The sequence below is a fragment of the Rhodospirillales bacterium genome (genome assembly GCA_016699855.1).
Taxonomy (GTDB): domain Bacteria; phylum Pseudomonadota; class Alphaproteobacteria; order Reyranellales; family Reyranellaceae.
On the sequence record CP064988.1, the window covers coordinates 3,549,032 to 3,575,200 of the forward strand.

General features: G+C 72.4%; 22 protein-coding genes. 8 read left to right on the forward strand and 14 right to left on the reverse strand.

Annotated elements, in window-relative coordinates; genetic code table 11:
• Positions 1 to 2,166 carry a thioredoxin family protein gene (locus tag IPK81_16685; GenBank protein ID QQS11211.1) on the reverse strand — a complete coding sequence of 722 codons (2,166 nt, stop codon included), beginning with the start codon at positions 2,164 to 2,166 and terminating at the stop codon, positions 1 to 3.
• A 162-nt stretch (positions 2,167 to 2,328) separates the two neighbouring features.
• Between IPK81_16685 and IPK81_16690 the strand changes: the two genes are divergently transcribed.
• The 3 genes from IPK81_16690 (at position 2,329) to IPK81_16700 (ending at position 4,968) form a co-directional block, all read left to right on the forward strand.
• On the forward strand, positions 2,329 to 2,925 hold the full coding sequence (locus tag IPK81_16690; protein ID QQS11212.1) for a YqgE/AlgH family protein: 597 nt from the start codon (positions 2,329 to 2,331) through the stop codon (positions 2,923 to 2,925).
• A gap of 317 nt (positions 2,926 to 3,242) precedes the next feature.
• A complete protein-coding gene (locus tag IPK81_16695) occupies positions 3,243 to 3,977 on the forward strand; it encodes a PhoH family protein (GenBank protein ID QQS11213.1) in 735 nt (244 codons plus the stop codon).
• Between the two features lie 58 nt (positions 3,978 to 4,035).
• A complete protein-coding gene (locus tag IPK81_16700) occupies positions 4,036 to 4,968 on the forward strand; it encodes an amidohydrolase family protein (protein QQS11214.1) in 933 nt (310 codons plus the stop codon).
• Positions 4,969 to 4,975: 7 nt separating this feature from the next.
• Here IPK81_16700 and IPK81_16705 read toward each other — a convergent pair whose 3' ends face one another.
• Positions 4,976 to 5,977: a DUF3500 domain-containing protein gene (locus tag IPK81_16705; GenBank protein ID QQS11215.1), complete on the reverse strand. Its 1,002-nt coding sequence runs from the start codon at positions 5,975 to 5,977 to the stop codon at positions 4,976 to 4,978.
• A 27-nt stretch (positions 5,978 to 6,004) separates the two neighbouring features.
• On the opposite strand from IPK81_16705, the gene IPK81_16710 reads away from it, so the two are divergent.
• The gene (locus tag IPK81_16710; GenBank protein ID QQS11216.1) at positions 6,005 to 6,148 is read left to right on the forward strand and encodes a hypothetical protein; all 144 of its coding nucleotides are present in this window, start codon (positions 6,005 to 6,007) and stop codon (positions 6,146 to 6,148) included.
• Here the strand turns inward: IPK81_16710 and IPK81_16715 are convergent.
• Entirely contained in the window at positions 6,129 to 6,770 is a 642-nt protein-coding gene (locus IPK81_16715) for a redoxin domain-containing protein (protein ID QQS11217.1), read from the reverse strand. The genes IPK81_16710 and IPK81_16715 overlap by 20 nt on opposite strands.
• Positions 6,771 to 6,798: 28 nt before the next feature.
• Positions 6,799 to 7,626 (reverse strand): hypothetical protein, encoded by an 828-nt coding sequence (locus tag IPK81_16720; GenBank protein QQS11218.1) that lies wholly within the window; start codon positions 7,624 to 7,626, stop codon positions 6,799 to 6,801.
• 543 nt (positions 7,627 to 8,169) lie between these two features.
• Between IPK81_16720 and uvrC the strand changes: the two genes are divergently transcribed.
• From uvrC to IPK81_16740, 4 genes are read left to right on the forward strand one after another with little or no spacing between them, the layout of a single operon-like run.
• A complete protein-coding gene (uvrC, locus tag IPK81_16725; protein ID QQS15153.1) occupies positions 8,170 to 10,116 on the forward strand; it encodes an excinuclease ABC subunit UvrC in 1,947 nt (648 codons plus the stop codon).
• A gap of 45 nt (positions 10,117 to 10,161) precedes the next feature.
• Entirely contained in the window at positions 10,162 to 10,776 is a 615-nt protein-coding gene (pgsA, locus tag IPK81_16730) for a CDP-diacylglycerol--glycerol-3-phosphate 3-phosphatidyltransferase (GenBank protein QQS11219.1), read from the forward strand.
• Positions 10,777 to 10,802: 26 nt separating this feature from the next.
• Complete coding sequence (gene moaD, locus IPK81_16735) at positions 10,803 to 11,054, forward strand: molybdopterin converting factor subunit 1 (GenBank protein ID QQS11220.1); 252 nt, start codon at positions 10,803 to 10,805, stop codon at positions 11,052 to 11,054.
• 22 nt (positions 11,055 to 11,076) lie between these two features.
• Entirely contained in the window at positions 11,077 to 11,547 is a 471-nt protein-coding gene (locus tag IPK81_16740; protein QQS11221.1) for a molybdenum cofactor biosynthesis protein MoaE, read from the forward strand.
• Between the two features lie 29 nt (positions 11,548 to 11,576).
• Here the strand turns inward: IPK81_16740 and IPK81_16745 are convergent, their stop codons facing one another.
• The 10 genes from IPK81_16745 to IPK81_16790 form a co-directional block, all read right to left on the reverse strand.
• Positions 11,577 to 11,951, reverse strand: coding sequence for a nuclear transport factor 2 family protein (locus IPK81_16745; GenBank protein ID QQS11222.1), 375 nt, complete (start codon positions 11,949 to 11,951; stop codon positions 11,577 to 11,579).
• Positions 11,948 to 12,880: a branched-chain amino acid aminotransferase gene (locus IPK81_16750; GenBank protein QQS11223.1), complete on the reverse strand. Its 933-nt coding sequence runs from the start codon at positions 12,878 to 12,880 to the stop codon at positions 11,948 to 11,950. The genes IPK81_16745 and IPK81_16750 overlap by 4 nt, the downstream gene beginning before the upstream one ends.
• A gap of 108 nt (positions 12,881 to 12,988) precedes the next feature.
• Positions 12,989 to 15,217 carry a N,N-dimethylformamidase large subunit gene (locus IPK81_16755; protein QQS11224.1) on the reverse strand — a complete coding sequence of 743 codons (2,229 nt, stop codon included), beginning with the start codon at positions 15,215 to 15,217 and terminating at the stop codon, positions 12,989 to 12,991.
• A gap of 89 nt (positions 15,218 to 15,306) precedes the next feature.
• The gene (trxA, locus tag IPK81_16760) at positions 15,307 to 15,627 is read right to left on the reverse strand and encodes a thioredoxin TrxA (protein QQS11225.1); all 321 of its coding nucleotides are present in this window, start codon (positions 15,625 to 15,627) and stop codon (positions 15,307 to 15,309) included.
• Between the two features lie 73 nt (positions 15,628 to 15,700).
• Positions 15,701 to 19,234, reverse strand: a complete 3,534-nt coding sequence (gene addA / locus IPK81_16765) for a double-strand break repair helicase AddA (GenBank protein QQS11226.1) — start codon at positions 19,232 to 19,234, stop codon at positions 15,701 to 15,703.
• Positions 19,231 to 22,248 (reverse strand): double-strand break repair protein AddB, encoded by a 3,018-nt coding sequence (gene addB / locus IPK81_16770; protein ID QQS11227.1) that lies wholly within the window; start codon positions 22,246 to 22,248, stop codon positions 19,231 to 19,233. The genes addA and addB overlap by 4 nt, the downstream gene beginning before the upstream one ends.
• Before the next feature lie 5 nt (positions 22,249 to 22,253).
• Positions 22,254 to 23,000 (reverse strand): nucleotidyltransferase family protein, encoded by a 747-nt coding sequence (locus tag IPK81_16775; GenBank protein ID QQS11228.1) that lies wholly within the window; start codon positions 22,998 to 23,000, stop codon positions 22,254 to 22,256.
• The gene (locus IPK81_16780; protein QQS11229.1) at positions 22,997 to 24,013 is read right to left on the reverse strand and encodes a phosphotransferase; all 1,017 of its coding nucleotides are present in this window, start codon (positions 24,011 to 24,013) and stop codon (positions 22,997 to 22,999) included. Before IPK81_16780 ends, IPK81_16775 begins: the two co-directional genes overlap by 4 nt.
• On the reverse strand, positions 24,006 to 24,503 hold the full coding sequence (gene tsaE / locus IPK81_16785; protein ID QQS11230.1) for a tRNA (adenosine(37)-N6)-threonylcarbamoyltransferase complex ATPase subunit type 1 TsaE: 498 nt from the start codon (positions 24,501 to 24,503) through the stop codon (positions 24,006 to 24,008). Before tsaE ends, IPK81_16780 begins: the two co-directional genes overlap by 8 nt.
• A gap of 105 nt (positions 24,504 to 24,608) precedes the next feature.
• Positions 24,609 to 26,012: an adenosylhomocysteinase gene (locus tag IPK81_16790; GenBank protein ID QQS11231.1), complete on the reverse strand. Its 1,404-nt coding sequence runs from the start codon at positions 26,010 to 26,012 to the stop codon at positions 24,609 to 24,611.
• Positions 26,013 to 26,169 lie beyond the last annotated feature (157 nt).

Sequence of the window (26,169 nt, forward strand, 5' to 3'; positions counted from 1 at the left end):
TCAGCGCTTCGCGGCCTTGTCGAGCGCGGCCAGCACGGCGTCGCTGGTCAGCAGCTCGGGCAGCGCGACGCCGTCCGGCGCGCCGGGGCCGTAGACGATGTTGAAGGGGATGCCGTAGCGGCCGTTGGCGGCGAGATACTTGGCGATCGGATCGCTTGGCCGCGTCCAGTCGACCTTCAGCGACACCGCCTTCGCGGCGCGCAGGCGCTCGACCACGGCGTCGGCGTTGAGCACGAGCTTCTTGTTGACCTGGCAGGTGACGCACCAGTCGGCGGTGACGTCGACCAGCACGATCTTGCCGCCGTCGCGCGCGGCGGCGATCTGGGCGGCGATGTCGCGCGTCGGGTCGACCCGAACCCAGCGGCCGTCGCCGGCGGCCGCGACCGGGCGCGACGCCACCGTGAGGACGCCCGGCGCGACGATGGCGAGCAGCGCCGCGACGATCGCGGCCGGCGCCGCCCAGCGCCCGATGCGGCCGCGCCACAGGATCAGGCCGCACATCGCCGCGCTGAGCGCCGCGGCGGCGAGGAAGCCCGGCTCGCCGGCGGCGCCGATCAGAACCCACAGCAGCCAGACCGCGGTGCCCGCCAGCGCCAGCGCCAGCACGATCTTCAGCCGCGCCATCCAGCGGCCGGGCTTGGGCAGGCGCGTCGCGAGACCGGGGAAGGCCGCGAGCAGCAGGTAGGGCGCGGCGAGACCGACGCCGAGCGCGAGGAACACCGCGACGATCTCCACGGCGCCGCGCGACAGCGCGAAGCCCAGCGCGGTGCCGACGAACGGCGCCGAGCACGGCGTCGCCAGCAGGGTGGCGAACGCGCCGGAGACGAAATGGCCGGCGAGCTCCGAGCGCGAGGCGCGGCCCTCGGTCGCGACCGCGGCGCCGGCCAGCCACGACGGCAGCGGGATCTCGAACGCGCCGGCGAGGTTCAGCGCGAACAGCAGGACCACCACCGTCATGAACGCGATGAACACGGGCTGTTGGAACTGGATGCCCCAGCCGACGGCGAGACCGGCGTGCTTCACCGCGATGGCGGCGCCGGCCAGCAGCAGGAACGACGCGACCACGCCAGCGGCCGAGGCGAGGAAGCCGGCGCGGACGCGGCCCGGCGCGTCGCCGCCATGGCCGATGGCGCCGACCACTTTCAGCGACAGCACCGGCAGCACGCAGGGCATTAGATTCAGGATCAAGCCGCCGAGCACCGCCACCAGCAGGATCGACCACAGGCCGCCGTCGGCCGCGGCGCTGCCGCCCGGAGCGCGGCGCGCGCCGTCGGGCGCGCCGGCGGCGCTGGCGCGCACCACGCCTTCGACGCCGCGGCCGTCGTCAACCAACGTGAGGGTCAGGTCGTCGGCGGCCAACGCCCGCGCCGTGAGCTTGTCGCCGACCAGGGTCGCGGTGATCGTCGCGCGCCGGCCGTCCTCCTCGAGGCGCACGTCCGGCTCCTCGGCGACGACGATCGACGGATGCTCGACGAACAGGTCGGGTCGGCGTAGCGGCACGGCCGAGCGGACGACGACGCTCAGCGACACGGCCTGCTCGCCGACCTTGCCGCCGGGCTTGTCGATCTCCGTCAGGACCGGCGCCTCGAAGGTCAGCGTCTCCGGCCCGGCCGCCGCCGGCATCGCCGCCAACGCCGCGCCGATCAGCGGCGCCTCCGCGCTGGGCGCGCCGGCGCCGGCGGGCAGCGTCAGTTTCAGCTCGGCGGTGTAGGGGATGCAGACGTCGTCGCAGGTGAGGTAGTCGACCTTGGCGCGGATCGACAGCGGCTTGCCCGGTTCGAGCACCGTCGCCTGGATCGGCAGCGTGACCGCGCTTTTGTAGCCGATGTTCGAGAGGTCGGAGACTTTGAAGCGGGTCGGCGCCGGCCACAGGAACGCGGTCTTGCCGAGATTGGTCGAGCCGCTCCACTCGATGGTCGGCGGGAACCCCGCGTCGCCGGGCGACCGCCAGTAGATCTTCCAGCCGGGCTTGAGGCGGAACTGGAGGCCCAGCGTGACCGTCCGCGAATCGCCGATGGCGTCGACGGCCGAGATCAGCCGCAGTTCGGTCTGCTCGGTCCTCGCCCAGTCCGAGCCGGCGGCACGCGCCGGTCCGGCGCCGGCGGCCAGCGTCGCGAACACCGCCGCCACGCCGGCGACCAGTACCGAGAATCCACGCCGAACCATGCGACCCATCCGATGCGGCGCTACGCGCGGCGCCCGGTGTTGATATGCCCCGGATCGGCCTCGCCGCCCATCACAACCCTGTGTCGGAGGCCGCCGCCGGTGGGCGCGCGCCGCGACCGTCCGCGTGTTGCGCGCCGCGCCGGATGGGAGTAGCGGAGTCGCATGGCTAAGCGCAAACCGGTCGACGATCGCTACATCGAGGGCCAGATGCTGGTGGCGACGCCGGCCATGGCGGACGAGCGCTTCCGCCATTCCGTGATCTACATGTGCCGCCACAACGACGAGGGCGCGCTCGGCATCGTCGTCAACCGCGCGCTGGTCGAGCCGACGCCGGCCGAGCTGTTCGAGGAGCTCGGGCTGGGCGCCCCGGTGGCGCCGGAACCCACCCATGTCGTCTGGGGCGGACCGGTCGAGGTCAGCCACGGACTGGTGCTGCACAGCGCCGAATACCGGCGCGAGGAGACCTTGATGGTCGGCCACGAGCGGTTCGGCCTGACCGCCTCGCTGGAGATCCTGCGCGACATGGCGCGCGGCGCCGGACCGGCCACGACGCTGTTGGCGCTGGGCCATAGCGGCTGGGGGCCGGGCCAGCTCGACCGCGAATTGCAGGACAACGCGTGGCTGGTGGTGCCGGCCGAGGACGAGGCGATCCTGTTCGACGGCGACTACGACGGAAAGTGGACCCGGGCGCTCGGCAAGCTGGGCGACCGGCTGGGCGCCGATCCCGGTCTGTTCTCCTCGACCGCCGGCCGGGCGTGAAAAGGGCCGCGCCGGCCGCATTAACGTCGCATCCCACCCCTAGATGAAGATTTCATGATGCACCGCAAAATAGGGTGACATCCCGCGATCCGCGTCGTAGCTTATCCACATAACGAAGGAGGCAGACATCCTTCCGTGGATCCCGGCTCTTTTCGGATCCTCCGGTCCCGGCGAACCTACCGCCGAACCCGGGCCATCGCCTGCAACCTTCGTTTCCCACGGCCGAACCCGTCCGACGCCTCCGCCACCAGCGGGGGCGTTTTTCGTTCGGGCGCGGCCGGTCCTGCGTGTCCCCAGCGTCACCGGTGGAGTGCTCCATGGCCAAGCGCGTCGCGCGTCGTACCCGTGCCGAGTCGGTCGAGTCCGGACGGGTCCATAGCCTTTTCTTCGATACGCCCCGACTTGTCGCGGCCGAGGAGCGCGATCAAAGCTACGTCCGCAAAGTCCGCCCGCGCAGCGACAACCAGCGCCTGCTGATGGAGGCCATCGACGCCCAGCCGCTCACCCTCGCCCTCGGACCGGCCGGCACCGGCAAGACCTATCTCGCGATCAGCGCCGCCGTCGAGGCGCTGGAGAGCCGCCGCATCGCCCGCATCCTGCTCAGCAGGCCGGCGGTCGAGGCCGGCGAGAACCTCGGCTACCTGCCGGGCGATCTGCGCGACAAGCTGGATCCCTATCTGCGGCCGCTCTACGACGCGCTCAACGACCGGCTCGGCGCCAAGCGCCTGCGCACCTATCTCGACGACGGCACGATCGAGATCGCGCCGGTCGCCTTCATGCGCGGCCGCACGCTCAACAACTGCTTCGTTTTGATCGACGAGGCGCAGAACTGCACCTACGGCCAGCTCAAGATGCTGCTGACGCGGCTGGGCTGGCACTCGACCATGGTGCTGACCGGCGATCCCGACCAGACCGACCTGCTGCCCGAGCTGTCGGGATTGATCCAGATCGCGGCCAAGCTCGAGGCGGTCGACGAGGTCGCCGTCGTGCGCCTGACGCAGGACGACGTCGTGCGCCATCCGCTGGTCGGCCGCATGCTCGGCGTGCTGTAGTCCGCCGCGCGCCCGGCCGCGGCACCTCCGCGGCCGGGTCGACGCGGAGCCTTCGACGATGCGCACCATCCACGGGCGGTGGAACGACGATCCCGGCGCGGTGACGCTGATCGACGCCCACCACCATCTCTGGGATCTCGGCCGCAACCACTATCCGTGGCTGCGCGACCGGCCGGAGCCGCATTTCTTCCTCGGCGACTACTCGGCGCTGAAACGCGACTACATGCCGGCCGACTACCGTCGCGACGCCGCCGGCCACAACGTGCTGGCGACGGTGCATTGCGAGGCGGAGTGGGACCGCGACGACCAGGTTGGCGAGACGCGCTGGCTCGACGGCCTCGCGGAGTCCGACGGCATGCCGGCGGCGATCGTGGCGCACGCCTGGTTCCACACCGAGAACGCCGCCGAGGTGATCGCGCGGCAGGCCTCGTTCGAGCGGGTGCGCGGCATCCGCTCGAAGCCGGTCACGACGCCGGCGCCCGGCCGCGCGTCCTCCGAGGTCGCGGGCACGATGCGCGATCCGGCGTGGTTGAAGGGCTTCGCGCTGCTGGAGACGCACGGGCTGTCGTGGGATCTGCGCGTGCCGTCCTGGCACCTCGACGAGGCGGCCGAGGTGGCCGCCATGTTCCCGCGCACGCCGATCGTGCTCAACCACACCGGATTCCCGTGGGACCGCAGCGAGGAAGGACTCGCGGCGTGGCGGCGGGCGATGGAACGCATCGCGCGCGAACCCAACGTGCGCCTCAAGGTCTCGGAATTCGGTCTCAAGGACCAGGCCTGGGACTACGGATCGAACCGGCGCATCGTGCGCGACGCGATCTCGATCTTCGGAATCGGACGCTGCATGTTCGCGACCAATTTTCCGGTGGCTGGGCTGCGGGTCGGCTACGACGTCCTCGTGCGCGCCGTGAGCCGGATGCTCGACGACCGCACCGACGACGAACGCGCCGCGTTCTTCCACCGCAACGCCGCGGCGTTCTACCGGCTGTGAGCGCGGCTCAGCGGTGGCCTTTGCGGTAGTGCTCGGCCAGCGCGTCGCGGCCGAAATCGCCGCCGAGGTCGCGCCACGCCGAATGCACGTGGTTGGCGTCGTTCTGCGTGTTGTCGAGCTCGAGCAGCGTCGCCGGCCCGTGGAGCCGGAAGTAGAACGGCCGGCCGTCCGCCATCGGGCCGGCCCACGCGAAGCGCAACGCGCTCCATTCCGTCTCGCGCAGGCGTTTGAGGCGGGCGGCGGCGAGATCGGGCGCCACGGCGTCGAGGAAGCCGCGGGCGATCGCCACGGCGAGGTCGCGTTGGCCGTCGCCGAGCCGCGACAGCGCCACGCCGCGCGGCGCGCCTAGATCGCTCTCGCGGCCGGGGCCGGCGACGATGTCGCCGAGGCTGCGTTCGCCGATCACCGCCTCGCGCCGCGCCGCCTCGTCGAGCGATCGCAGCAGCGCTTTGCCGGAATCCTCGACCGCGCCCATCAGCCGGAAGCCGTCCGCCGTCCGCGCCGGGTTGGCGCCCCAGAATGCGGGCGTCACAGCGATCCGGTCGGGCGCGACGATCGTGAAGTGCAGCGACAGGTGGTGGCCTTCGAAGCGCCACGCCCAGGGCGGCGTCGCAGGATCGCCGTGAATGGCCAGCGCGTAGTTGTCGGGATCGCGCCACGCGCCCTCGCGTTCGCGCAGGATGCCCTCCAGTCGTCGGACGCCCTCGACGCGGCGCACGCCGGTGTCGCCGAGCCCGGCCTCCAGCAGCGTCGCGGCGGCGGCGCGCGCCGGCGCGCCCATCTCGCGCAGCGTCAGGCCGGCGCGACGGCGCGGAACGTAGTGCCAGTCCTCGCGTTCCGGCGCGGCGAAGGCGAGGGACACCGCGCGGCGGCCGCGTTCATCGACGGCGGCGAGCAAGGCGCGCGCGGCGCCGGCCATGCGCTCGGCGATGCGCGCCTCGCCGCGGCCCGGCGCGAGTCCGACCAGCAGGCCGCCCGACGCGCCGAGCAGCGCGCGGCGCGAGGCCACGCGCGGTGGCGGATGCGCGCCCGGCCCGTGGCCATGCGCGTGGTCGTGATCGTGCCGGTGCCCGTGATGGTGCCCATGATCGCCGTCGCGATCATGGTCGTGCGGCCCATGGGCGCCATCGTGCGGCACGGCGCGGCGCCGTCCGCCGCGCTTAGCTCGACTTGTATTTGACCGTACAGCCGTAGGCCGGGGTAACAGCGTTGGCGATCGGCTTGCCGGCCGCCAGCTCCGCCAGCGCGTTCTTCAGGTAGGGCACCGCGCGCGGGATGTCGTCGACGTTGGTCGAGCGGATGCTGTCGATGCCGCCCATGTAGACCAGCGTGCCCTTGGGATCGATCAGGTACATGTGCGGCGTGACGCGCGCGTCGTAGGCGCGGCCGACGATCCCGTCGGGGTCGAGCAGCACCCCCGACGGCGCGGCCGACCGCTTGCGGGTCAGCTCGTTGGCCTGCGGCGCGGTGACGTAGCCCTGCGAATTGGGCATCGAGGAGACCACGGTCAGCCAGACGACGCCCTGCGCCGTCGCCGCCTTCTGCAACGCCTGCATGTTGCCGGAGCCGTAGTGCTTCACGACGTAGGGGCAGTCGTGGTTGGTCCATTCCAGCACCACGGTCTTGCCGGCGAACTCCGCGAGGCTGCGGCTCTTGCCATTGCTGTCGACGGCCGTGAACGCCGGCGCCGGCGCACCGATCTTCGGGGCCGCGAAGGCCAGTCCCGGCACCAGGGACGACGCGGCGGCGCCGGCGCCGGCGATCAGCGCGGCGCGGCGGGGAAGGATGGACGGACGCGTCATGCGGGTCTCCTGTGGTGGCAAGTCGTGGTCATTCCGCCGGCGGCGCGGCGCGCGCCGTCAGCTCGATCCAGGTCGCGGCGAGTCCTCCGCCGGCGCGGACATCGACGCGAAGGAGCCCCTCGATCGCGCGCGGCGGCGTCCTGCGCGGATCGAGCGGCTTGAGCGCCAGCGCGAGCGTGTCGGAGTCGACGGTCATCTTCTGCGGCGCCGAATGGTCGATCGACGCGCCATCGTACGGGAAGAAATACGCCGACTCGATCCGCGCTCCGGCTGGCGTCCGCCATGGCGCGCTGACGCGCCACGCGCCGGGCGCGCCGGCGAGGACGCCGTCGCCGCGCGCCGGCGTGGCGGCGGTGGTCGACGGCGCGGCGGGCGGCGCGGCGCCGGCGGGCGCCACCAGCGAGAATTTCCCCGACTCCGGCACGCAGACCTCGGCGCAGGCCAGCCAGGTCGCCTCGGCCTCGATCCGCGTCGGCGCGCCGTCGCGGGGAACGGACACCACCGTCGTGAACACGGCCTCGCCGTGGTGTCCGTAGCTGACGACCCCGGATGCCTCGATCATTTCCGGCAGCGGCCAGATCGTCGGGCCGGTCGAGGAACGCTCGCCGATCGCGAGACGCACCGCGACGGCCTCGCCGGCATCCCCGGGATTGCGCCAGTAGGTGTGCCAGCCCGGCTTCAGCCGCAGCCGCAGCCCGACGGCGATGCTATCCGTCCCGTCCGCCGGCAGCGCGACCAGGGTCGCTGTCGTGCGCTCGGTCGTTACATCAGGCGACTCCGGCCACGCGCCCGCCGGCGCGGCCGCCAAACCGAGCAGCGCGGGCAACATCAGCAGGATCACGCGCGAGCGTCGCATTCGAAGGATCCCGTTGGCGTCGCACGGCCTCGACCGTGGGACAGGGTGTCGTATGCTCTGCGCCGCGGCGGGCGGGGTCAATTCACGGCGCTGCGAGGCGCCGGACGGGCGCCGGTGGGTGTGCGACCACCCCGCGATCTGTACACAGCGTTGTCCTAAGCGGCGAACGCTCACCTAGTATTCGCGGCATCGACTCCGGTGCCACGGACATCGGCCGCTGACTGGATATTCTTTATTTAGAATCAGCCGCTTAGAGGCGCGGCGCGAAATTGTACGGTGTTTCTGTGGAGAAGTGCGTCAATGGGTAAGAATGCGCTGTTCGCGGCGTCCCCATTCCATCTTCCACAGGGATATCCACATTTCGCTAACCGCCTCAATTGAGAGCGCGCGCGAGGCCCGTCCGCGGATGCCGGCGCGCGAATTCGCTAAGGTGCGTCGACCATGACCGCCGACCCCGATCCGAACCCGCCGCCGCCGGCCGCGCCATCCGAGCCGCCTCCAGCGGAGGACACGGTCGTGGCGTCCGGTGACGCGGCGCCGGCGATGGCCGACGATGCCGTCGACGACGCCGCGCCCCCGGAAGGATCGCTGGCGGCCGGCATCGCCGTGATCGCGGCGCACGTGAAAACGCTACCGCGGAAACCCGGTGTCTACCGCATGATCGACCGCAAGGGCGACGTGCTCTACGTCGGCAAGGCGCGCTCGCTGCGTCAGCGGGTCGCGAGCTACACCCAGCCGACGCGGCTGGTGACGCGGCTGATGCGCATGGTGGCCGCGACCACGACGATGGAGTTCGTGGTCACCGACAGCGAGGCCGAGGCCCTGCTGCTCGAGAACAACCTGATCAAGCGGTTCATGCCGCGCTTCAACGTCCTGCTGCGCGACGACAAATCGTTCCCCTACATCGTGATCCGCCGCGACCATCCGTGGGCGCAGCTCGCCAAGCACCGCGGCGCGCGCAACGCCACCGACGAGTATTTCGGGCCGTTCGCCTCGGCCGGCGCCGTCAACCGCACGCTCTACACGCTGCAGCGCGCGTTCCCGCTGCGCTCGTGCTCGGACTCGATCTTCGCCAACCGCACGCGGCCGTGCCTGCAGTTCCAGATCAAGCGCTGCGTGGCGCCCTGCGTCGGCCGCGTCGCGCCGGCGGAGTACGAGACGATCGTCGACGACGTACGCGGCTTCCTCGGCGGCCGCAGCCGCCAGGTGCAGGAGCAGATGTCGGCGCGGATGGAGGCGGCGAGCGCCGAGCTCGAGTTCGAGCGCGCCGCGGTGTTCCGCGACCGCGTGCGCGCGCTGACGGCGATCCAGTCGCACCAGTCGATCGAGATCGCCGGCATCGACGAGGCCGACGTGTTCGCCGCGCACGGCGAGGGCGGCCAGATCTGCGTGCAGGTGTTCTTCGTGCGCGGCGGCAACAACCTCGGCAACAAGGCCTATTTCCCGTCGCACGCCCGCGATCTACCGGTGGGCGAGGTGCTGTCGTCGTTCATCGGCCAGTTCTACAGCGCCCGCCCGGCGCCGCGCGAGATACTGGTCAGCGACGAGCTGCCCGAGACCGGGCTTCTGGCGGCGGCGCTGTCGCTCGGCGCCGACGGCCGCCGCGTCGACATCCTCCGTCCGCAACGCGGCGCGCGCCGCGACCTGATGGACCACGCCGTCGCCAACGCGCGCGAGGCGCTGGGCCGGCGGCTGGCCGAGAGCTCGACGCACCGCAAGCTGCTCGACGGCGTGGCGCGCGTGTTCGGTCTCGACGCCGCGCCGGAGCGCATCGAGGTCTACGACAACAGCCACATCCAGGGCAGCGACGCGGTCGGCGCGATGATCGTCGCCGGCCCCGACGGGTTCATGAAAAACGCCTACCGCAAGTTCAACATCCGCACCGCCGCCAAGCCCGGCGCCGCGCCGCCGGACGCCGCCGCCGACGGCGCGCCGGACGAGACCATCTCCGCCGGCGACGACTACGGCATGATGCGCGAGGTGCTGACGCGCCGCTTCCAGCGGGCGCTGAAGGAGGATCCCGACGGCGACAAGGGCCAGTGGCCCGATCTCGTCGTGATCGACGGCGGCCTCGGCCAGCTCCACGCCGCGCAGGAGGTGTTCGCCGATCTCGGCGTCGACGACGTGGCGCTGGTGTCGATCGCCAAGGGACCGGACCGCGACGCCGGCCGCGAGCGCTTCTTCCTGCCGGGCCGCGCGCCGTTCTCGCTCGAGCCGCGCGACCCCGTGCTGTACTTCCTGCAGCGTCTACGCGACGAGGCGCACCGCTTCGCCATCGGCACGCACCGCGCGCGGCGCACGGCCGGACTCACCTCGTCGCGTCTGGACGACGTGCCCGGCGTCGGCGCGTCGCGCAAACGCGCGCTGCTCAACCATTTCGGCTCGGCGCGCGCCGTCGCCACGGCGACGCTGGAGGATCTGCGCGCGGTGCCCGGCGTGTCGGTGACGATGGCGAAAAAAGTCTATGACCACTTCCGGGCCGGCGGGTAGACTCGCCGCGAAGGCGGCCGCCCCGGCCGCCGCGCGTGCCGGTCGATGCTGTTCAGCCTGCCCAATCTGCTCACGCTCGCCCGCGTCGCCGCGATCCCGCTCGTCGTCGCGTGCTTCTGGCTCGACAAGGGCTGGGCGCAGTGGACGGCGGCGGGGTTGTTCGCCGCCGCCAGCGTCACCGACTACCTCGACGGCTGGCTGGCGCGGCGCTGGCAGCAGGTGTCGCGGCTGGGACGCTTCCTCGATCCGATCGCCGACAAGCTGCTGGTCGCCTCGGTGCTGCTGATGCTCTGCGCCAAGGGTCCGGTGCGGGAATTGCACGTCATCGCGGCCCTGATCATCCTGTGCCGCGAGATCCTGGTCTCCGGTCTGCGCGAATTCCTCGCCGAGCTGCGGGTGGGCGTGCCGGTGAGCCGGGCCGCGAAGTGGAAGACCGCGATCCAGATGCTGGCGCTGGCGGTGCTGCTGGTCGGCGACGCGGCGCCGGCGCTGCCGGTGCTGGAGACCGGCCTGGCGCTGCTGTGGGCGGCCGCGCTGTTGACGTTGTGGACCGGCTACGACTATCTGCGGGCCGGGCTCGCCCACATGATCGAGGATCCGGCGGCGGTGCCGCCACCGCGGCCGGTGGGCAAGCCGGAGCGGCCGGCCGGGACACCGTGAACGGCGCGCCCGCGGGAGTGCGCGGATTGAAAGTGAAGTACTTCGCCTGGCTGAAGCAGAAGACCGGCGTCGCCGAGGAGGATGTCGCGCCGCCCGAGAGCGTGCGCACCATCCAGGACCTCGTCGACTGGCTGTCGGCGCGCAGTCCGCGCCACGCCGAGGCGTTCTCCGAGGCCAATGTGTTCGGCGCCGCGCTCGACCAGAAGGTCGCGCGGCTGGAGGAGCCGCTGGGCGGCGCGCGCGAAGTGGCGTTCTTCCCGCCGTTCACCGGCGGCTGACGGCGCGGGGGAGCGGGCGCGCATGGCGGTCCGGGTCCAGCTCGACGATTTCGACATCGGCGCGGAGATCGCGGCGCTGACGCGCGGCAATCCACGCATCGGCGCGGTCGTCACCTTCACCGGCCTGGTGCGCGACCTGCACGTGCGCGAGGGCTTCCACCGCGACCGCGTCGCGGCGATGACGCTGGAGCACTGGCCGGGCGTGACCGAGGCGGCGCTGGCCGACATCGAGGCCGAGGCGAACCGGCGGTGGCCGCTGGACGCGACGTTGATCGTCCACCGCCACGGGCGCCTGGAGCCCGGCGACCGCATCGTGCTCGTCGTCGCGGCCTCGCCGCACCGCGAGGCGGCGTTCGAGGCCTGCCAGTTCCTGATGGACTGGCTCAAGACCAAGGCGCCGTTCTGGAAGCTCGAGGAGACCCCCGCCGGCGAGACCTGGGTCGATTCCCAGCACGCCGACGACGCCGCGGCGCGCAAGTGGGAGAAGGGCTAGGCAGCCGGATCGAGCGCCGGCGGCGGTCGTCAGAGATGGTAGACGCGGCAGGCGGTCATCCGCCCGCCATCCCACTCCATCATCTCCAGGACCCGCGTCGGCGCCGGATCGACGGCCGTGGTCCGGACGTACTCGACGGCGCAGCCGCGGGAATCCTCGACCACGCGCGTGACCTCGAAGCGCAGCCGTCCGACCCGGGCGAAGGCGCGACGCGCGTATTCTTCGATCTCCACCCGGCCGCGCAGGATCATGCGCCCCAGCTCCGGCATCGAGACGGCGACCTTGGCGCTCTCGTGCGTGCCGTCGGTGGCGTAGAGCGCGGCGACGACGGCGGGATCACCGCCGTGCCACGCCTCCAGCCACCGCCGCGCGCGCGGCGGCAGCACGCCCGCGCCGCCACTCACGCGGCGCGGTCCAGCGCCGGCGCCATGAGATGCGCCGACTCGCCGAAGCCCTCGCAATCGTCGCGCGCCACCAGCGCCGCGAAATCGTCGATCAGGCCGGTCGTCAGCGCGCCCACCGTGTAGGCGCGTCCGTCGAGCTCGCGCACCGGCGCGATCTCCGCCGCCGTGCCGGTCAGGAACATCTCGCTGGCCTCAGCCAGATCGGCGGGCCACACCTCGCGCTCCTCGACCGCGACGCCGCGCGCGCGGGCGAGACCCATGACCGCGCGCCGCGTGATGCCATCGAGGAAGTTGTCGGGCCGCGGCGTCACGAGGACGCCGTCGATCACCAGGAACACATTGGCGCCGGTGGCCTCGGCCACGCGGCCCTTCCAGTCGAGCATCAGCGCGTCGTCGAACCCGGCCGTGATCGCGCGGTCCTTCTCGAGCGTGCAGATGACGTAGAGGCCGCCGCATTTGGCGTCGCCCGGCGCGCTCTCCGCCGACGGCCGCCGGTGGCGCGCCATGGTCAGCCGCAGGCCGCGCAGCCGCGCGTCGCCGTCGAAATAGTGCGGCCACGTCCACGGCGCGATGGCCAGCCGCGCCGTGGTGCCCAGCGCCGAGACGCCGAGCACCTCCGAGCCGCGCCACGCCACGGGCCGCACGTAGCCCTCGGTCAGCCCGTTGGCGGCGACGACGGCGCGGGTGGCGGCATCGATCTCCTCGCGCGACCACGGGATCTCGAAATCGACGCGGCGGGCGGAGCGGATCAGCCGGGCGCTGTGGGCGGCCAGCCGGAAGACGCGGCCGCCATAGACGCGTTCGCCCTCGAACACCGAGGAGCCGTAGTGCAGCCCGTGGCTGAGCACGTGCAGGCGCGCATCGCGCCATGGCGTCAGCATTCCATCGAGCCAGATCCAGCCCTCGCGATTCTCCATTGTCTCGATCATGGCGTTCGCCCTCGTCGAATTGGCAGATTGTTGTGATCGGAGAGTCTCGATCACAACATTCATGCTCTATAGGGCAATATATCTGACTATGTCAATAGTGCTGACTCTTTATGGTCGAGCGCCTTCCGGCCATTTGAGATCGAGGGCGCCGAAGCGGTTCAGCACGTTGAACAACAGGCGCGACACGCCGTTGTCGTAGCCGTTGTGCGAGAGGCTGCCGCAGAAGGTGATCGACCCGGTCGAGAACACGGCGCCACCATTGGGTGTGTCGAAATAAGTCATGTCGGCGCGGATCAGGTCCTTCGCCGGCTCGCCGCTGGTGGTGGCGTAGATGCCCAGCAGATCCTCCGGCACCGGCACGAAATGCGTCTGGTGCGCCTCCGACGAGGCGATGACGATCGCGTTGGCCGGTGTGCCCAGCAGCGTATCGGCGCGGTCCAGTTCGAATCCGGCCGCGCCGCCGCCGCTGAGGCCGAAATCGCCGATGCGCTCGCCCTCGACACCTTCGAGGATCCACGCCACCCGCGGATCGGCGGCGGCGGGGCGCCGCCGGTAGTACGAACCCTCGAACATGCCCTGCGAGGAGAAGCCGACGCCGGCGAGCGCCTGTGGCGGCCGGCCGGCGTGGCGCCACAGGCCGCCGAGCGCGCCGTCGAACGCGTGGTGGTGCTCGCCGGGCTGGGCCGCCCAGGTGCGGATCGCCGGGCCGACGCGGCGGATCTCCAGCCGCCCCGGCAGCTTCGGCGAGCGCGCCACGCGCCAGTAGAAGCCGTTGCCGCCGAGATAGGCCATGCGCCCGCCGCCGCCGAGATAGGCATGGATGGCGTCGAGCGTGCGTTCGGTGTGGTACTCGGGGTGGCTGCCGGTCACCAGCGCGGCGTAGGGCTTCAAGATGTCGACGCCGAGATCGTCGAGGTCCTCGTCGGTCACCACGTCGTAGGCGATGCCGTGCGCCTCCATCCAGTCGAGCAGATGCGTGTCGGCGACGTAGTGGCGCAGGCCCGAGCCCTTGGCGTCGTTGAAGGTCAGGTAGCGCGGCCGCATGTTCAGCGCCGGCCGCAGGCGCGACGCGTAGCAGACGCCGCCCCGGTCGCCGTGCATGTTGTAGGTCGAGCGGCCGTATTGCGGATACTCGTCCGGATTCCACGGCGAGGCGCCCCACGCCGCCATGCGTCCACGCAGCGCGTCGTCGAGATTTCCGCGCATGTGGTTGGTGTAGACTTGGTGCGTGAAGGTCGACGCCAGATAGGCGATCCGCGCCCCGGGCCTGCCCAGCGGCGCGCGCACGTAGAACGGCACGATGTCCTCGAGCGCGCCACAGCGCAGGCGCATGCCGTAGGCGCCGCTGCGCAGACCGCCGGGAATCTCGAAGGTGAAATCGGTGTCCCAGCCGCAATCGTCGAGATCGTCGTCGTGGAAATGGATCGCGGCGTAGTCGCGCGGCGCGTCGGTCCAGCGGTGCGCGCGGCCGTTCCACGTCGAACCGGTCATGGCGCGCGCCGGCAGGTTGACCAGCGCGCCGTTGAGATGGTTCGGGCCGACATCCTCGATGTCGATCCCGTCGATACCGCGCGAGAGATCCCACGCCGCCAGCGTGCCCGCCGGCGGGCGCGACGGATCGAGCGTCAGCGACGCGGGCGCGTCGTGCGCGCCGGCGAGGACCATCGGATCCTCGATCTTGCCGTTGAAATGCGAGTCGGCCGGCGCGGCCTGCCGCGCGGCGATGAACACCGGCCGCCGCGCGTCGTGCGCGAGCGTCCTGTCGAGCGGACTCCACGCCCCGCCCGAATCGTCGACGTCGAAGCCCGGCGTCAGCGGCGCCTGTCCAACGCGCGCCGCGCGCCCGTCGGGATCGATCGTCAGCCACACGCGGTACCAGCGCCGCGCCCGCAGCGGCTTGCCGGTGACGATCCGCAGGGTCGGCGCGCCGATGCGGCCGATCTCGGCGGCGACGCCGTGGGATGTCGCGAACAGCGAGAAGCCGGTGCCGGAATCGGCGTCCCAGCGCGAGACCACGCACTGGTCGGCCTTGTCGGGGAGGGTCGGCCAGATCAGCGCCGTCACGGTGACCGCGCCGAGCGGCGACAGCGCCGTCGCGCCGGGGATCGCGGCGTAGGAGCCGAGATGCGTGGGCTGCGCGCGCGAGGTGAATTCGCTGTCGAAGACCGCCGCCAGCTCCTCGATCTTCACCCCGGGTCCCGCGGGGTTGGGATCGGCCTGCCGCACCCGCACCAGCGTCGCGCGGTACGGCGCCGGCCCGTCGCTCGAGATCTTGAAGGCGATGCGATCGCCCGGCGCGCCCGAGACGCGATCCGTGTATCCCGTCAAAGGCACCATGGCTCACCCTCTGGAAGCGGCGCGGTCCTGAAACGCGAAACGCGCGCCGACGGCAGCCGGCGCGCGTTTCGGATCGATTGTCGCGGCGGTCAGACGACCGAGTTCAACCACTGCGCGAGCTGCTGCTTCGGCGCGGCGCCGATCTTGGTGGCGGCGACCTGGCCGTTCTTGAACACCAGCAGGGTCGGGATCGATCGCACGCCGTATTTCGACGGCGCCATCGGGTTCTCGTCGATGTTGACCTTGGCCACCTTGATGCGGCCGTTCATCTCGCCGGCGATCTCCTCCAGCGCCGGGGCGATGGCGCGGCAGGGGCCGCACCACTCCGCCCAGAAATCGACCAGGACCGGCGTGTCCGATTTGAGAACCTCGTCCTCGAACGAGCCGTCCGTGGCTTTTACCGTCGACATGAATGATCTCCACTCTCCGGGAGGGGAATCCGGAACACCCTAGGCCAAAACTTAGGAACGGGGGGCGGCAGCGTCAAGGCAGCGCGGCGGCGAGGGATTCTGTGCTCAAGGGCATCAACCGGGGCCCGTCGGTCCACAGCAGGAAGCAACGCACGCGCCGGCCGGGGTAGATGCGCGCCACGATGTCGCGGTAGAGCGCCATCTGCCGGCGGTAGACCATCGGTACATCGGCGGCGTCGGCCGGCGGCGGGCGGTTGGTCTTGTAGTCGACGATCAGCACCTCGCCGGCGGTCACCGCCAAGCGGTCGATCTGGCCGCTCACGGCGTAGCTACCGGCCCGCAGCCTGACGGTGCCGACCACGGGCGTCTCGGCGCGCGAATCGGGGGCGAACAGCGCGGCATGGGCGGGATCGTCCATGACGGCCATCGTCTCGGCCAGCCACGCGGCGCGCTCGCTCTCCGGGGTGTCGATGGCGATCGACATCAGCAGCCGCGCGCCGGCGGCGGCGCGGCGTTCCGGCGCGACATCGGGCAGAAGCTGCAGCAGACGGTGGATCGCAAGCCCGCGGCGGAAGCGGCGGCGATGGTCCGGCAGGAACGGCCCCAGTGGCGGCGGCTCGAACGCCGGCGCGTTCGGGTCGCCGCGCCCGTCCTCGGCGAACGGCCGCGACGGCGCCAACGGCAGCGGCGGATCAGGTTCCGGCGCCGGCGGACGCGCCGCCCAGGACGGCAGCGGCGACACCACCGGCAACGGCAGCGCGGTCTGCGTCATCGGCGGCGCCAGATCGCCGCTCGCCAGGCGCCACCCGTCGCCCTTCCAGCCGTCGCGCGGTCCCAGCGTCGCGCTGAAGTCGAACGCCTGCTTGCGCGGCAGCGCGCGCGCGTCCGGGCCGCGCGGCGGCGCGTCGGGCCGGTCGGCGGCGCGCGTGAAGGCCGCGGAGACCAGCTCATGCCAGCAGCCGGCGTCCGGATCGCGCTCGCCGGCCCAGCCGGCGATGTAGAGCCGGTCCGCGGCGCGCGTCATGGCGACGTAGAGCAGTCGGTTCTGCTCCTCGCCCTCCCGCCGCTTGGCCTCCTGCGCCAACGCTTCCGCCGCGTCCGTGGAGTCGCCCTTGCGCGGCGCCCATACCAGCGTGCCGCCGTCGTTGGACCACAGCAGGCGGTTGGTCGGACGCGGCACGCGGCAGGTGTCGGGCAGGTAGACGATCGGCGCCTGCAAGCCTTTCGACGCGTGCACGGTGAGGATGCGCAGCTCGCGGCGGCGGTTGGCGTCCAGGTCGCGCTTGATCTCGCTGCCGCCGGTCTCGATCCAGCGCAGGAAGCCCTGAAGCGACGGCGTCTCCTCGCGCTGGTAGCGCAGCGCCATCGACAGGAACTCGTCGAGCGGATCGCCGGCCTCGCGTCCCAGCCGCTCCAGCAGCCGCACGCGGCCGCGCTCGCGGCCGAGGATCTCGGCGAAGAACTCGAAGGGCGGCGTGAAGTCGGCGCGCGCCAGCCACGCCGACAGCGTCCCGAACGCCGGCATGAACCGCTCGTCGCCGGCTTCCGCCTTGGTGCGCAGCGCCGCCCACAGACGCCCGGGCCGGTCGTGCGCCAGCGCGAACAGCGCCTCCTCGTCGAGGCCGATCAGGGGCGATTTCAGCAGGCAGGCGAGATTGAGATCGTCCTGCGGCAGCAGCGCGAAGCGGCCCAGCGCCAGCGCGTCCTCGACGGCGAGCTCGTCGGTCAAGGTGACGCGGTCGACGCCGGCGACGGCGATGTCGACGCGCTTCAGCTCGCGCACCAGCGCGTTGACGAAGGCGTTGCGCCGGCGCACGAGCACCATCATGTGGCCGGGATGGATCGCCTCGCCGCTGTCCGCCAGCCGTTCGCCGCGGTCGATCAATCCGCGCGCATGGGCGGCGATCGCCTTCGCCAGACGCTCGTCCGGCGGCGCCAGCGAGTCCTCGCGGCGCAGCGGCTCGTCGTCGCCGTCGACCGCCTCTACCGGCCGCACAACGGGCCAGAGCTCGACCACGCCGGGCTGGCCGCCCCGCGTCGTCTTGTGGGTGATCGGCGCGTCGGACGACGACACGCCCTGCGCGGCGGCGCCCTCGCCGAAGACCAGATCGACGGCGTCCAGGATGGCGCCGACCGAACGGAAGGAATCGATCAGCTCGACGTTCTCGAAGCGGCCGCCGGCGCCGGTCGCCTGCGCGTCGAAGCGGTGGCGCATCTCCGCGAGCTTGGCCGGATCGGCGCGCTGGAAGCCGAAGATCGACTGCTTGGCGTCGCCGACGGCGAACACCGAGCGCGGCCGCTCGACCGCGCCGCCGCCGCTGAAGAACTCGTCGGTCAACCGCGCGACGACGTCCCACTGGTCGGGGTTGGTGTCCTGCGCCTCGTCGACCAGCACGTGGTCGAGGCCGCCGTCGAGTTTATAGAGCACCCACGGCGCCACGCCGGGCCGGGTCAGCAGGTCGCGCGCGTGCAGAACGAGGTCCTCGTAGTCCAACGCCGCGTGCGCGCTCTTGAGTTTCTCGTAACGCGTCAGGATGTCGCCGCCCAGCCGCAGCAGCCCGCCGGTCAGCTCGACCAGCGCGGCGGCGCGCGCCCGCGCGAAGGCGCGCGCGACCCGCAGCGCCTCGGCCGTCATGTCCTCGACGATGCCCGGCGCCGCCTTCGCGGTCTTCTGTGTCGCCAGCGTCTTGCGGACTCCGCCGTCCTTGGTGAGGAAGACCGAACCGTAGTCGTCGATCGTCGCGGCGCGCCGGACCGGCGTGGACAGCCAGGCCGCCATCGCCGCCGATTTCTCGATATCGGTCTTCGACCCCGTCGCCAGCGCCGTCGTGGCGCGGCGCAGCGCGGGCCCGTCGAACGCCGCGTCTTCGCACGCGGCGGCGATCACGTCGTCGGCCGTGGCGCCATCCTCCGGCGCGCCGAGCCAGCCGCGCAGCCGCGCCAGATAGGCGTCCAGCGTCGCGGCGTCGCCCGCCAGCCGGCGTAGCCGGCCGCGCTCGCGCAGCAGCGCGTCCATGATCGCGACGTACTCCGAATCCGACACGCGCCGTCCGACCGCGCGCAACGACACGGCCAGAGGATCGTCGTCGGACGCGACGGCGAGATCGGAGAGCTGCGCGTCCCTCGCCTTCGTCAGCAGCTCGGTCGCGCGTCCCTCCTCGAGAATGGCGAAGTTGGGCGCCACGCCGGCCTCGAGCGGAAACCGCTGCAGCAGCGCCTGGCAGAAGGAGTGGATCGTCTGGATGGCGATGCCGCCGGGCGCGTCGAGGACGCGCGCGAACAGGCGCCGCGCGGTGACGAGATCGCCGGCTCCCGGCTCGCGTCCGACCAGGCCGGCGACCTCGTCGGCGAGTTTGTCCGCCGGCGCCAGCGCCCAGCGGCCGAGCAGCGCAGAGAGCCGGTTGCGCATCTCGGCGGCGGCGGCCTTGGTGAAGGTCAGGCAGAGGATGCGCTGCGGCGCCACGCCGCCCAGCAGCAGCCGCACGATCCGGTCGGTCAGCACCTTGGTCTTGCCGGTGCCGGCGTTGGCCTCGACCCAGACCGACGCGTCGGGATCGACCGCGCGGCGCTGGCGGATGTTGGCGTCGAGGTGTTGCGGGGCGGTCATGACGGGTCGCCGCCGCCGGATTCGCCGTCGCCGCCGGACGACCATTCGAGGACGCGTTCGAGATGCTCGTAGTCGTTGAAGCGCGGCCCGAACGCCGGCCACGGCAGCGCGTCGTAGGGAACGGCGGGATCGTCGAAGCGCGCGACCATGGCCGCGAGCATCGCCAAGGTCTGGTCGCGCAAACTCTCGGCGTCGTCGATCGCGACGATCCTGCCGCCCGTGTCCTGGCCGTTGAGGCGCCAGTAGGACAGCGCCACGGCCGCCGGCGCCGCGCCGCCGGCCTTGAAGCCGCCGCCCGTCGCGATCGCCGCCTCGAGCGGCAGCTGCGGCGCGTACAGCGCCTCCAGCTCCCTCTTGGAAGGCGTGGCGCCGGTCTTGTAGTCGATGATCTCCCAGCTTCCGTCGGCCAGGCGGTCGATGCGGTCGGCGCGCGCCGTCACGGCGAACGGACCGCCGGCGGTCCGCAGCGTCAGCGTGCCCGCGATCTCGTGCGCCAGCGGCCGGGCGCCGCCGCCGCGCCGCGCCCGCTCGGTCTCCACGATCCACGCCGCCATGCGCTCGAAGCGCGACCACCAGAAGGCGCGTTCGGCCGGCGCCCGCAGCAGGTCGCGCAGCTCCTGCTTGCCGATGTCGATCATCCGTTCGACCGCGTCCGACGGCAGCGTGTCGGGGAACGCCGTCAGGAACCGCTCGATGGTCGCGTGCAGCGCGCTGCCGCGCTCGGCCGCGCCCGGCGTCGCCTCGATGTCGTCGAGCCGGTCGAGGCGAAGGATCTTGCGGGCGTAGAGGCCGTAGGGATCGCGACGCCACTGCTCGATCGACGACACCGACAGCTCGCGCGGCCGCGCGGCGAGGGGCGGCCTGGGCGCGGGGCGCTTCCATGGCGCGTAGACCTGCGGCGCGTCGAGCGCGTCGGCCCACACCGCGCGTCCGCGGCCGCGCGCGACGTAGTCCGGCGTCGCATCGCGGGGATCCTCGCCGCGCAGCGACAGCGCGTCGAGCCGCGCCAGCCAGCGGCTCGCCACGGTGGGCGCGCCGCCGACCCGGTCGGCGCGCGTCAGCAGCACTTCGGATGCCGCGAAGGCCTGCGCGAAATCGTGTGCCGCCAGGCCGACGCGGCGCTCCGGCCGCGGCAGGCCGAGCTTGTCGCGCATCGGCCGGTTGAGCCACGGGCCGGTGTCGACGGCCGGCGGCCACACGCCCTCGTTCAGCCCGCCGAGCACCAGTAGATCGGCGCGCTGCAGGCGCGCCTCCAAGGGGCCGAGGATCGCCAGCCGCGGATGGCCGCCGTGGCGCGGGCGCACGACGATGCCGTCGAGCAACTGGTCGAGCAGCGCGGGAATCTCCGCCAACGTGACATCCGGCAACTCACCCAAGGCGTCGCGCCACGCCACCACGGCGTTCGCCAGCGCCTCGCCGGCGTCGCCGCGCCAGAGCCGCTCGGCGCCGGTCTCGGTGTCGGTCGCGGCCAGCGCCTCCGCGGCGCGCGCCAACGCGTCGAGGCGCGCGGTCGCGGCGATGGCTTCGGCCGGACGATTGCGGACCGCCGCGAGCGCGGTCCGCAGACGCGCGATCAGATCGCGCAGCGCGGCGCGGTCGGCCGGGCGTTTCGCGGTCTCCGCCTCGGCGATGGCGGCGATCGCGTCGAGGCCGGGGTCGGGCTTCGGTCCGCGTAGCGCCAGCCGGTCGAGACGGCGGACCGCGGCGAGCGCCCGGCCACGTGGCAGCTTGAGCGCCGCGAGGGGATGCTTCAGGACCGCCAGCAGGTCGAGCGGCGCGAAATCGCCGGCGGCCAGCCGCGCGACCAGCCGCAGGAACGCGCCCGGCGGCGACTCCGCCAGCGGCGCGCCCGCCGAATCGTCGATGCGGATGTCCCAGCGGCGCAGCTCGACCGCGACGCGCCGCGCGAGGTCGCGGTCGGGCGTGACTAGCGCGGCGGTGCGGCCGGGCCGCTCGAGCGCCTCGCGCGGCGCCATGGCGACGACCACCGCCTCCTGCTGCGACGTGGCGCAGTCCACGCGCGTGACGTGCGGCAGGGATTCCGGATCGAGCTGCGCGCCGGCGCTCCAGCCCTCCGTGGTCTCGGCCGGGCGCATCACCGCCGACAGCGCGCGGCGGCGCGCGTCGTCGACGCGCTCGCCGGACGTCCACGCGCCGACCGCGCGGCGGTCGACCTCCAACGCCGCCAGCAGCTCGCGTAGCGCGAACTGCGGATGCGTCGGGTCGAGCCGGCTCCAGCTCTCGTCGTCGAGTTCCTGGTCCAGGCCCGGCAGCACCACGGCGCCGCGCGGCAGCCCGGCCACGACCGCCAGCAGCTCGCGCGTCGCCGGTTGCGTGCCGGTCGAACCGGCGGCGACGACGGGAAACGCCGGCGGCTCGGCGCGCCAACGCGCGGCCTGCGCGCGCAACAACCGGTTGCGGCGGTCGACCGCGTCGATGGCGCCGCGCTCCGCCAGCTTGGCGGGCCAGTTCTCGCCGACGATCTTGAGGAACGTCAGCGTCCGCTGCCAATGCGACGCGAAGCCCTCGTCGACCACCGTCGCCAGGCGTTCGAATCCGACGCCCTCGATGGTGAGCTCGTCGAGCAGCCGCGCCAGCTCGCGGGCCAGCCGCAGCGCCTGCGCGCTCGACGGCGCGACGCGCGCGTCCGACGTCGCGCCGTAGCCGGCGACCAGTCGCGTCAGGAACGCCTCGCGCTCGAGCGGCGCGATGGCCGGCGGGATGTCGAACGCGGCGTCGGATTCCTCGCCCAGCGGCGTCGCCGCGACGGCCAGATCGTCCTCGTCGACGTCGCCGACCGGCGTCAGCCGCGGCAGCAGCAGCGGCGCGCCCCTGGTCTCGCGCAGGAACGCCTCGCGCAGCGAGCGGGCCGCGCGCCGCGTCGGCAGCAACACGCGCACCGACGCGAAGAGCAGTGGATCGCCGCCGTAGGCCGCCAGCAGGCCGCGCGCGAGCGCGTCGACGAACGGCTGGTCGGCGGCGATGGTGAGCACGCCGCGCGGCGCGTCGGCCACGTCGCTCACTCCATCGACCGGGTGGAGCGTCCGCCGCGGCCGAGGAACGCCTCCGCCTCGGCCAGCGCGTCCGGCGTGCCGACGTGGAAATACTCGCCGTCGTGGCGCAGGCCGAACAGGCGGCCGCGCGCCTCGGCCTCGTTCCACAGGCGGAGCTGCGAGAACGGCCCCTCCGGCGCGCCGGCGTAGAGCCCGCGGTGGCACACGGTCACGCCGGCGAACACGAACGGCGCCACGCCCGTCCGGCCGCGCCAGCGCGCCCGGCTGTCGGGGCCGAGATGGTAGTCGCCCATGGCGGCCGGTTCGTAGCCGCGGGTGGCGACGGCGGGATGCAGCAGCAGCAGCGCGTCCATCTCCGCCGGATCCCACTGCGCCGCCAGCCGGCCGAGCATCGGCGTGGCGCCGTCGAGCCACAACGCGTCGCTGTTGACGGTGAAGAAGGGTTCGTCGCCGAACGCGGGCAGCGCCTTCGCCACTCCGCCGCCGGTGTCGAGCAGCATCTCCTCCGGCGACAAGGTGATCGCGGGTCGGGCCCGGCCGGCGAGTTGCGCCGCCACCATCCCGCCGAGATAGTGGGTGTTGACGACGGCGCGTTCGACCCCCGACGCGGCCAGCGAATCGAGGGCGCGGTCGAGCAACGTCCGGCCGGCGACCTCGATCAAGGGCTTCGGCCGGGAGTCGGTCAGCGGCCGCATGCGCTCGCCGCGGCCCGCGGCCAGCACCATCGCCTGCCGGATCGTCCGCCCCGTCATGCCCGCACCACGCGCGCGTCGGGCGGAAGATGCGCGGCGATCCAGCGGCGCAGCGGCGCGCAGGCCTCGTGCTCCAGCGCGCGGTCGAGCAGACGCCACACCCGCGGCAGGTGCGGCAGGTAGACCGGCTTCCCGTCGCGCCGCAGCAGCCGCACGAACAGGCCGACGACGCGGGCGTGGCGCTGGGCGGCGAGGATCGCGAACGCGGCGCGGAAGGCGGCGCGGTCGGCCACTCCGGCGGCGGCCTCGTATCTGGCCAGCATGTCGTCGCGCAGCGCCGGCGCGATGTCGCGCCGCGCGTCCTCGATCAGCGACATCAGGTCGTAGGCGGCGTGGCCGCGCTGCGCGTCCTGGAAATCGAGCAGGCCGCACGCGCGCACCCCCGGCCGGCCGGGCAGCCACAGCAGGTTGTCCATGTGGAAGTCGCGCAGCAGCAGCGTCTCGGCGTGGGCGGGCATGGCGGCCAGCGTATCGCGCCACGCCGCGCGGTACGAGGCCAGTTCGTCGGCGCGCGCCTCGCGGCCGGCGGCGGCGGGCAGGTACCATTCCGGCAGCAGCATCGCCGCCTCGACCAGCGCGTCGCCGGCGTAGGCCGTGAGATCCGGCAGCAGCGCCGTGTCGCCGCGTCCGTGCAGCGCCGCCAGGGCGTCGACCGCCAGCGCGTAGAGTCCGCGCTCGTCGCCGCCGGTGCCGGCAGCCAGTCCACGCGCCAGCACCCGCGCGTAGGTGTCGTCGCCGAGATCCTCCAGCAGCAGGAAGCCCGCCGCGTCGTCGACGGCGTGGATCTCCGGCGCGCTGAATCCCAGCGCGCTCAGGTGGCGGCCGATCCGCGTGAACGGCCGCACGTCCTCCTCCGGCGGCGGCGCGTCCATCACCACGCGTGTGCCGTCGCCCCGGCGCAGGCGGAAGTACTTGCGGAACGAGGCGTCGCCCGCGAGGAGCGACTCGGTGGCGTCGCCCCAGCCGGAATCGACGACGAAGGCGCGGCGGCGCGCGGCGCGGTCGTCAACCACGGGCCATCTCGGCGGCCAGTCGTGCGACGCGGTCCGACCAGGACGGACCGCCGGCCAGCGTGGCGCGGCGCGCGCCGTCGCGGTCGTCGACCGTCAGCGCGATGTCGAGGCGATCCGCCGGCAGCAGGCCGCCGGCGCGCTCCGGCCACTCCACCAGGCAGGCGCCGTCGGCCAGCGCCTCCTCGAATCCCAGCTCGCGCAACTCGTCCGGCGCGTCGAGGCGATAGAGGTCGAAATGCGTCACCGGTCCGAGGTGCGTGTCGTAGGTCTCGACCAGCGTGAAGGTCGGGCTCGGCACGATCAGCTCCGGATCGCCGGCGGCGGCGCGCAGGATCGCGCGCGCCAGCTCGGTCTTGCCGGCGCCCAGATCGCCGCGCAGCGCCACCACGTCGCGCGCGCGCAACAGCGCCGCCAACGCCGCGCCCAGCCGGCGGGTCGCGGCGAGATCGGGGAGCGCGATGTCGCGCGGCGTTTCGCTGGCGTCGCCCACGTCCGACACCTACCACGCGCGCGAGTCCGGCCGGAAGGCGCGGGATCTGTGGAAACGACGAAGGCCGCCTCGCGGCGGCCTTCGGGGCGGTGGCGGACGGGGTGCCTAGTAGCGGTAGGCGTCGCCCTTGAACGGGCCCTGCTGCGGCACGCCGATGTAGTCGGCCTGCGGCTTCGACAGCTTGGTCAGGGTGGCGCCGATCTTCTCGAGATGCAGCGCCGCCACCTTCTCGTCGAGGTGCTTCGGCAGCGTGTAGACCTTCTTCTCGTACTTGCCCGGATTGGTCCACAGCTCGATCTGCGCCAGCGTCTGGTTGCTGAACGACGACGACATCACGAAGCTGGGATGACCCGTCGCGTTGCCGAGGTTCACCAGCCGGCCCTCGGACAGCAGGATGATGCGCTTGCCGTCGGGGAACTCGATCTCGTCGACCTGCGGCTTGACGTTGTGCCACTTGTAGTTCTTCAGGCTCGCGACCTGGATCTCGCTGTCGAAGTGGCCGATGTTGCAGACGATGGCGCGGTGCTTCATGGCGCGCATGTGGTCTAGCGTGATGACGTCGAGGTTGCCGGTCGCGGTCACGAAGATGTCGGCGCGCGGGGCGGCGTCCTCCATGGTCACGACCTCGTAGCCCTCCATCGCCGCCTGCAGCGCGCAGATCGGGTCGACCTCCGACACCATCACGCGGCAGCCGGCCTGGCGCAGCGAGGCGGCCGATCCCTTGCCGACGTCGCCGAAGCCCGCGACCATCGCCACCTTGCCCGACATCATCACGTCGGTGCCGCGGCGGATGCCGTCGACCAGCGACTCGCGGCAGCCGTAGAGGTTGTCGAACTTCGACTTGGTCACCGAGTCGTTGACGTTGATCGCCGGCCACAGCAGGCGGCCGTCCTTCTCCATCTGGTAGAGGCGGTGCACGCCCGTCGTCGTCTCCTCGCTGAGGCCGCGGATGCTCTTGCCCAGCGACGCGTACCAGCCGGGGCGCTCCTTGTTCGTCTTCCGGATGCAGGCGTAGAGGACCTCCTCCTCCTCGTTGGTCGGCTTCGACACCAGCTTCGGCTCCTTCTCGGCGCGCATGCCGAGATGGACCAGCAGGGTGGCGTCGCCGCCGTCGTCGAGGATCATGTTCGGCGCGCCGCCGTCGTGCCACTCGAAGATGCGGTGCGTGTAGTCCCAGTACTCCTGCAGCGACTCGCCCTTGATCGCGAACACCGGCGTGCCGGCCTTGGCGATGGCGGCGGCGGCGTGGTCCTGCGTCGAGTAGATGTTGCACGAGGCCCACCGCACGTCGGCGCCCAGCGCCTTGAGCGTCTCGATCAGCACCCCGGTCTGGATCGTCATGTGCAGCGAGCCGGCGATGCGCGCGCCCTTCAGCGGCTTCTTGCGCCCGTACTCCTTGCGGATCGCCATCAGGCCGGGCATCTCCGTCTCGGCCATGTCCAGTTCCTTGCGGCCCCAGTCGGCGAGTCCGATGTCCTTGACGACGTAGTCCTTGCTGTCCTTGGCCATGGAAGGCTCCTGTCGGGCGGGGGCGCGGATGCGGACGCCCTATACCAGCGGCGCGACTCCCCGACAATCGATCCCGGATAAAGACATGTACATGTCCGCATGCCGGCACGCGACGGCGGGGCGCGTCGCCCGCGCCGAGGTCATGCCAGAACGCGAT

Bases quoted from the DNA above. Each gene is read 5' to 3' on its own strand.
- IPK81_16685 (QQS11211.1), bottom strand. From the start codon at position 2,166: ATGGTTCGGCGTGGATTCTCGGTACTGGTCGCCGGCGTGGCGGCGGTG.
- IPK81_16690 (QQS11212.1), top strand. From the start codon at position 2,329: ATGGCTAAGCGCAAACCGGTCGACGATCGCTACATCGAGGGCCAGATG.
- IPK81_16695 (QQS11213.1), top strand. From the start codon at position 3,243: ATGGCCAAGCGCGTCGCGCGTCGTACCCGTGCCGAGTCGGTCGAGTCC.
- IPK81_16700 (QQS11214.1), top strand. From the start codon at position 4,036: ATGCGCACCATCCACGGGCGGTGGAACGACGATCCCGGCGCGGTGACG.
- IPK81_16715 (QQS11217.1), bottom strand. From the start codon at position 6,770: ATGACGCGTCCGTCCATCCTTCCCCGCCGCGCCGCGCTGATCGCCGGC.
- IPK81_16720 (QQS11218.1), bottom strand. From the start codon at position 7,626: ATGCGACGCTCGCGCGTGATCCTGCTGATGTTGCCCGCGCTGCTCGGT.
- uvrC (QQS15153.1), top strand. From the start codon at position 8,170: ATGGCCGACGATGCCGTCGACGACGCCGCGCCCCCGGAAGGATCGCTG.
- pgsA (QQS11219.1), top strand. From the start codon at position 10,162: ATGCTGTTCAGCCTGCCCAATCTGCTCACGCTCGCCCGCGTCGCCGCG.
- IPK81_16740 (QQS11221.1), top strand. From the start codon at position 11,077: ATGGCGGTCCGGGTCCAGCTCGACGATTTCGACATCGGCGCGGAGATC.
- IPK81_16750 (QQS11223.1), bottom strand. From the start codon at position 12,880: ATGATCGAGACAATGGAGAATCGCGAGGGCTGGATCTGGCTCGATGGA.
- IPK81_16755 (QQS11224.1), bottom strand. From the start codon at position 15,217: ATGGTGCCTTTGACGGGATACACGGATCGCGTCTCGGGCGCGCCGGGC.
- trxA (QQS11225.1), bottom strand. From the start codon at position 15,627: ATGTCGACGGTAAAAGCCACGGACGGCTCGTTCGAGGACGAGGTTCTC.
- addA (QQS11226.1), bottom strand. From the start codon at position 19,234: ATGACCGCCCCGCAACACCTCGACGCCAACATCCGCCAGCGCCGCGCG.
- IPK81_16775 (QQS11228.1), bottom strand. From the start codon at position 23,000: ATGACGGGGCGGACGATCCGGCAGGCGATGGTGCTGGCCGCGGGCCGC.
- IPK81_16790 (QQS11231.1), bottom strand. From the start codon at position 26,012: ATGGCCAAGGACAGCAAGGACTACGTCGTCAAGGACATCGGACTCGCC.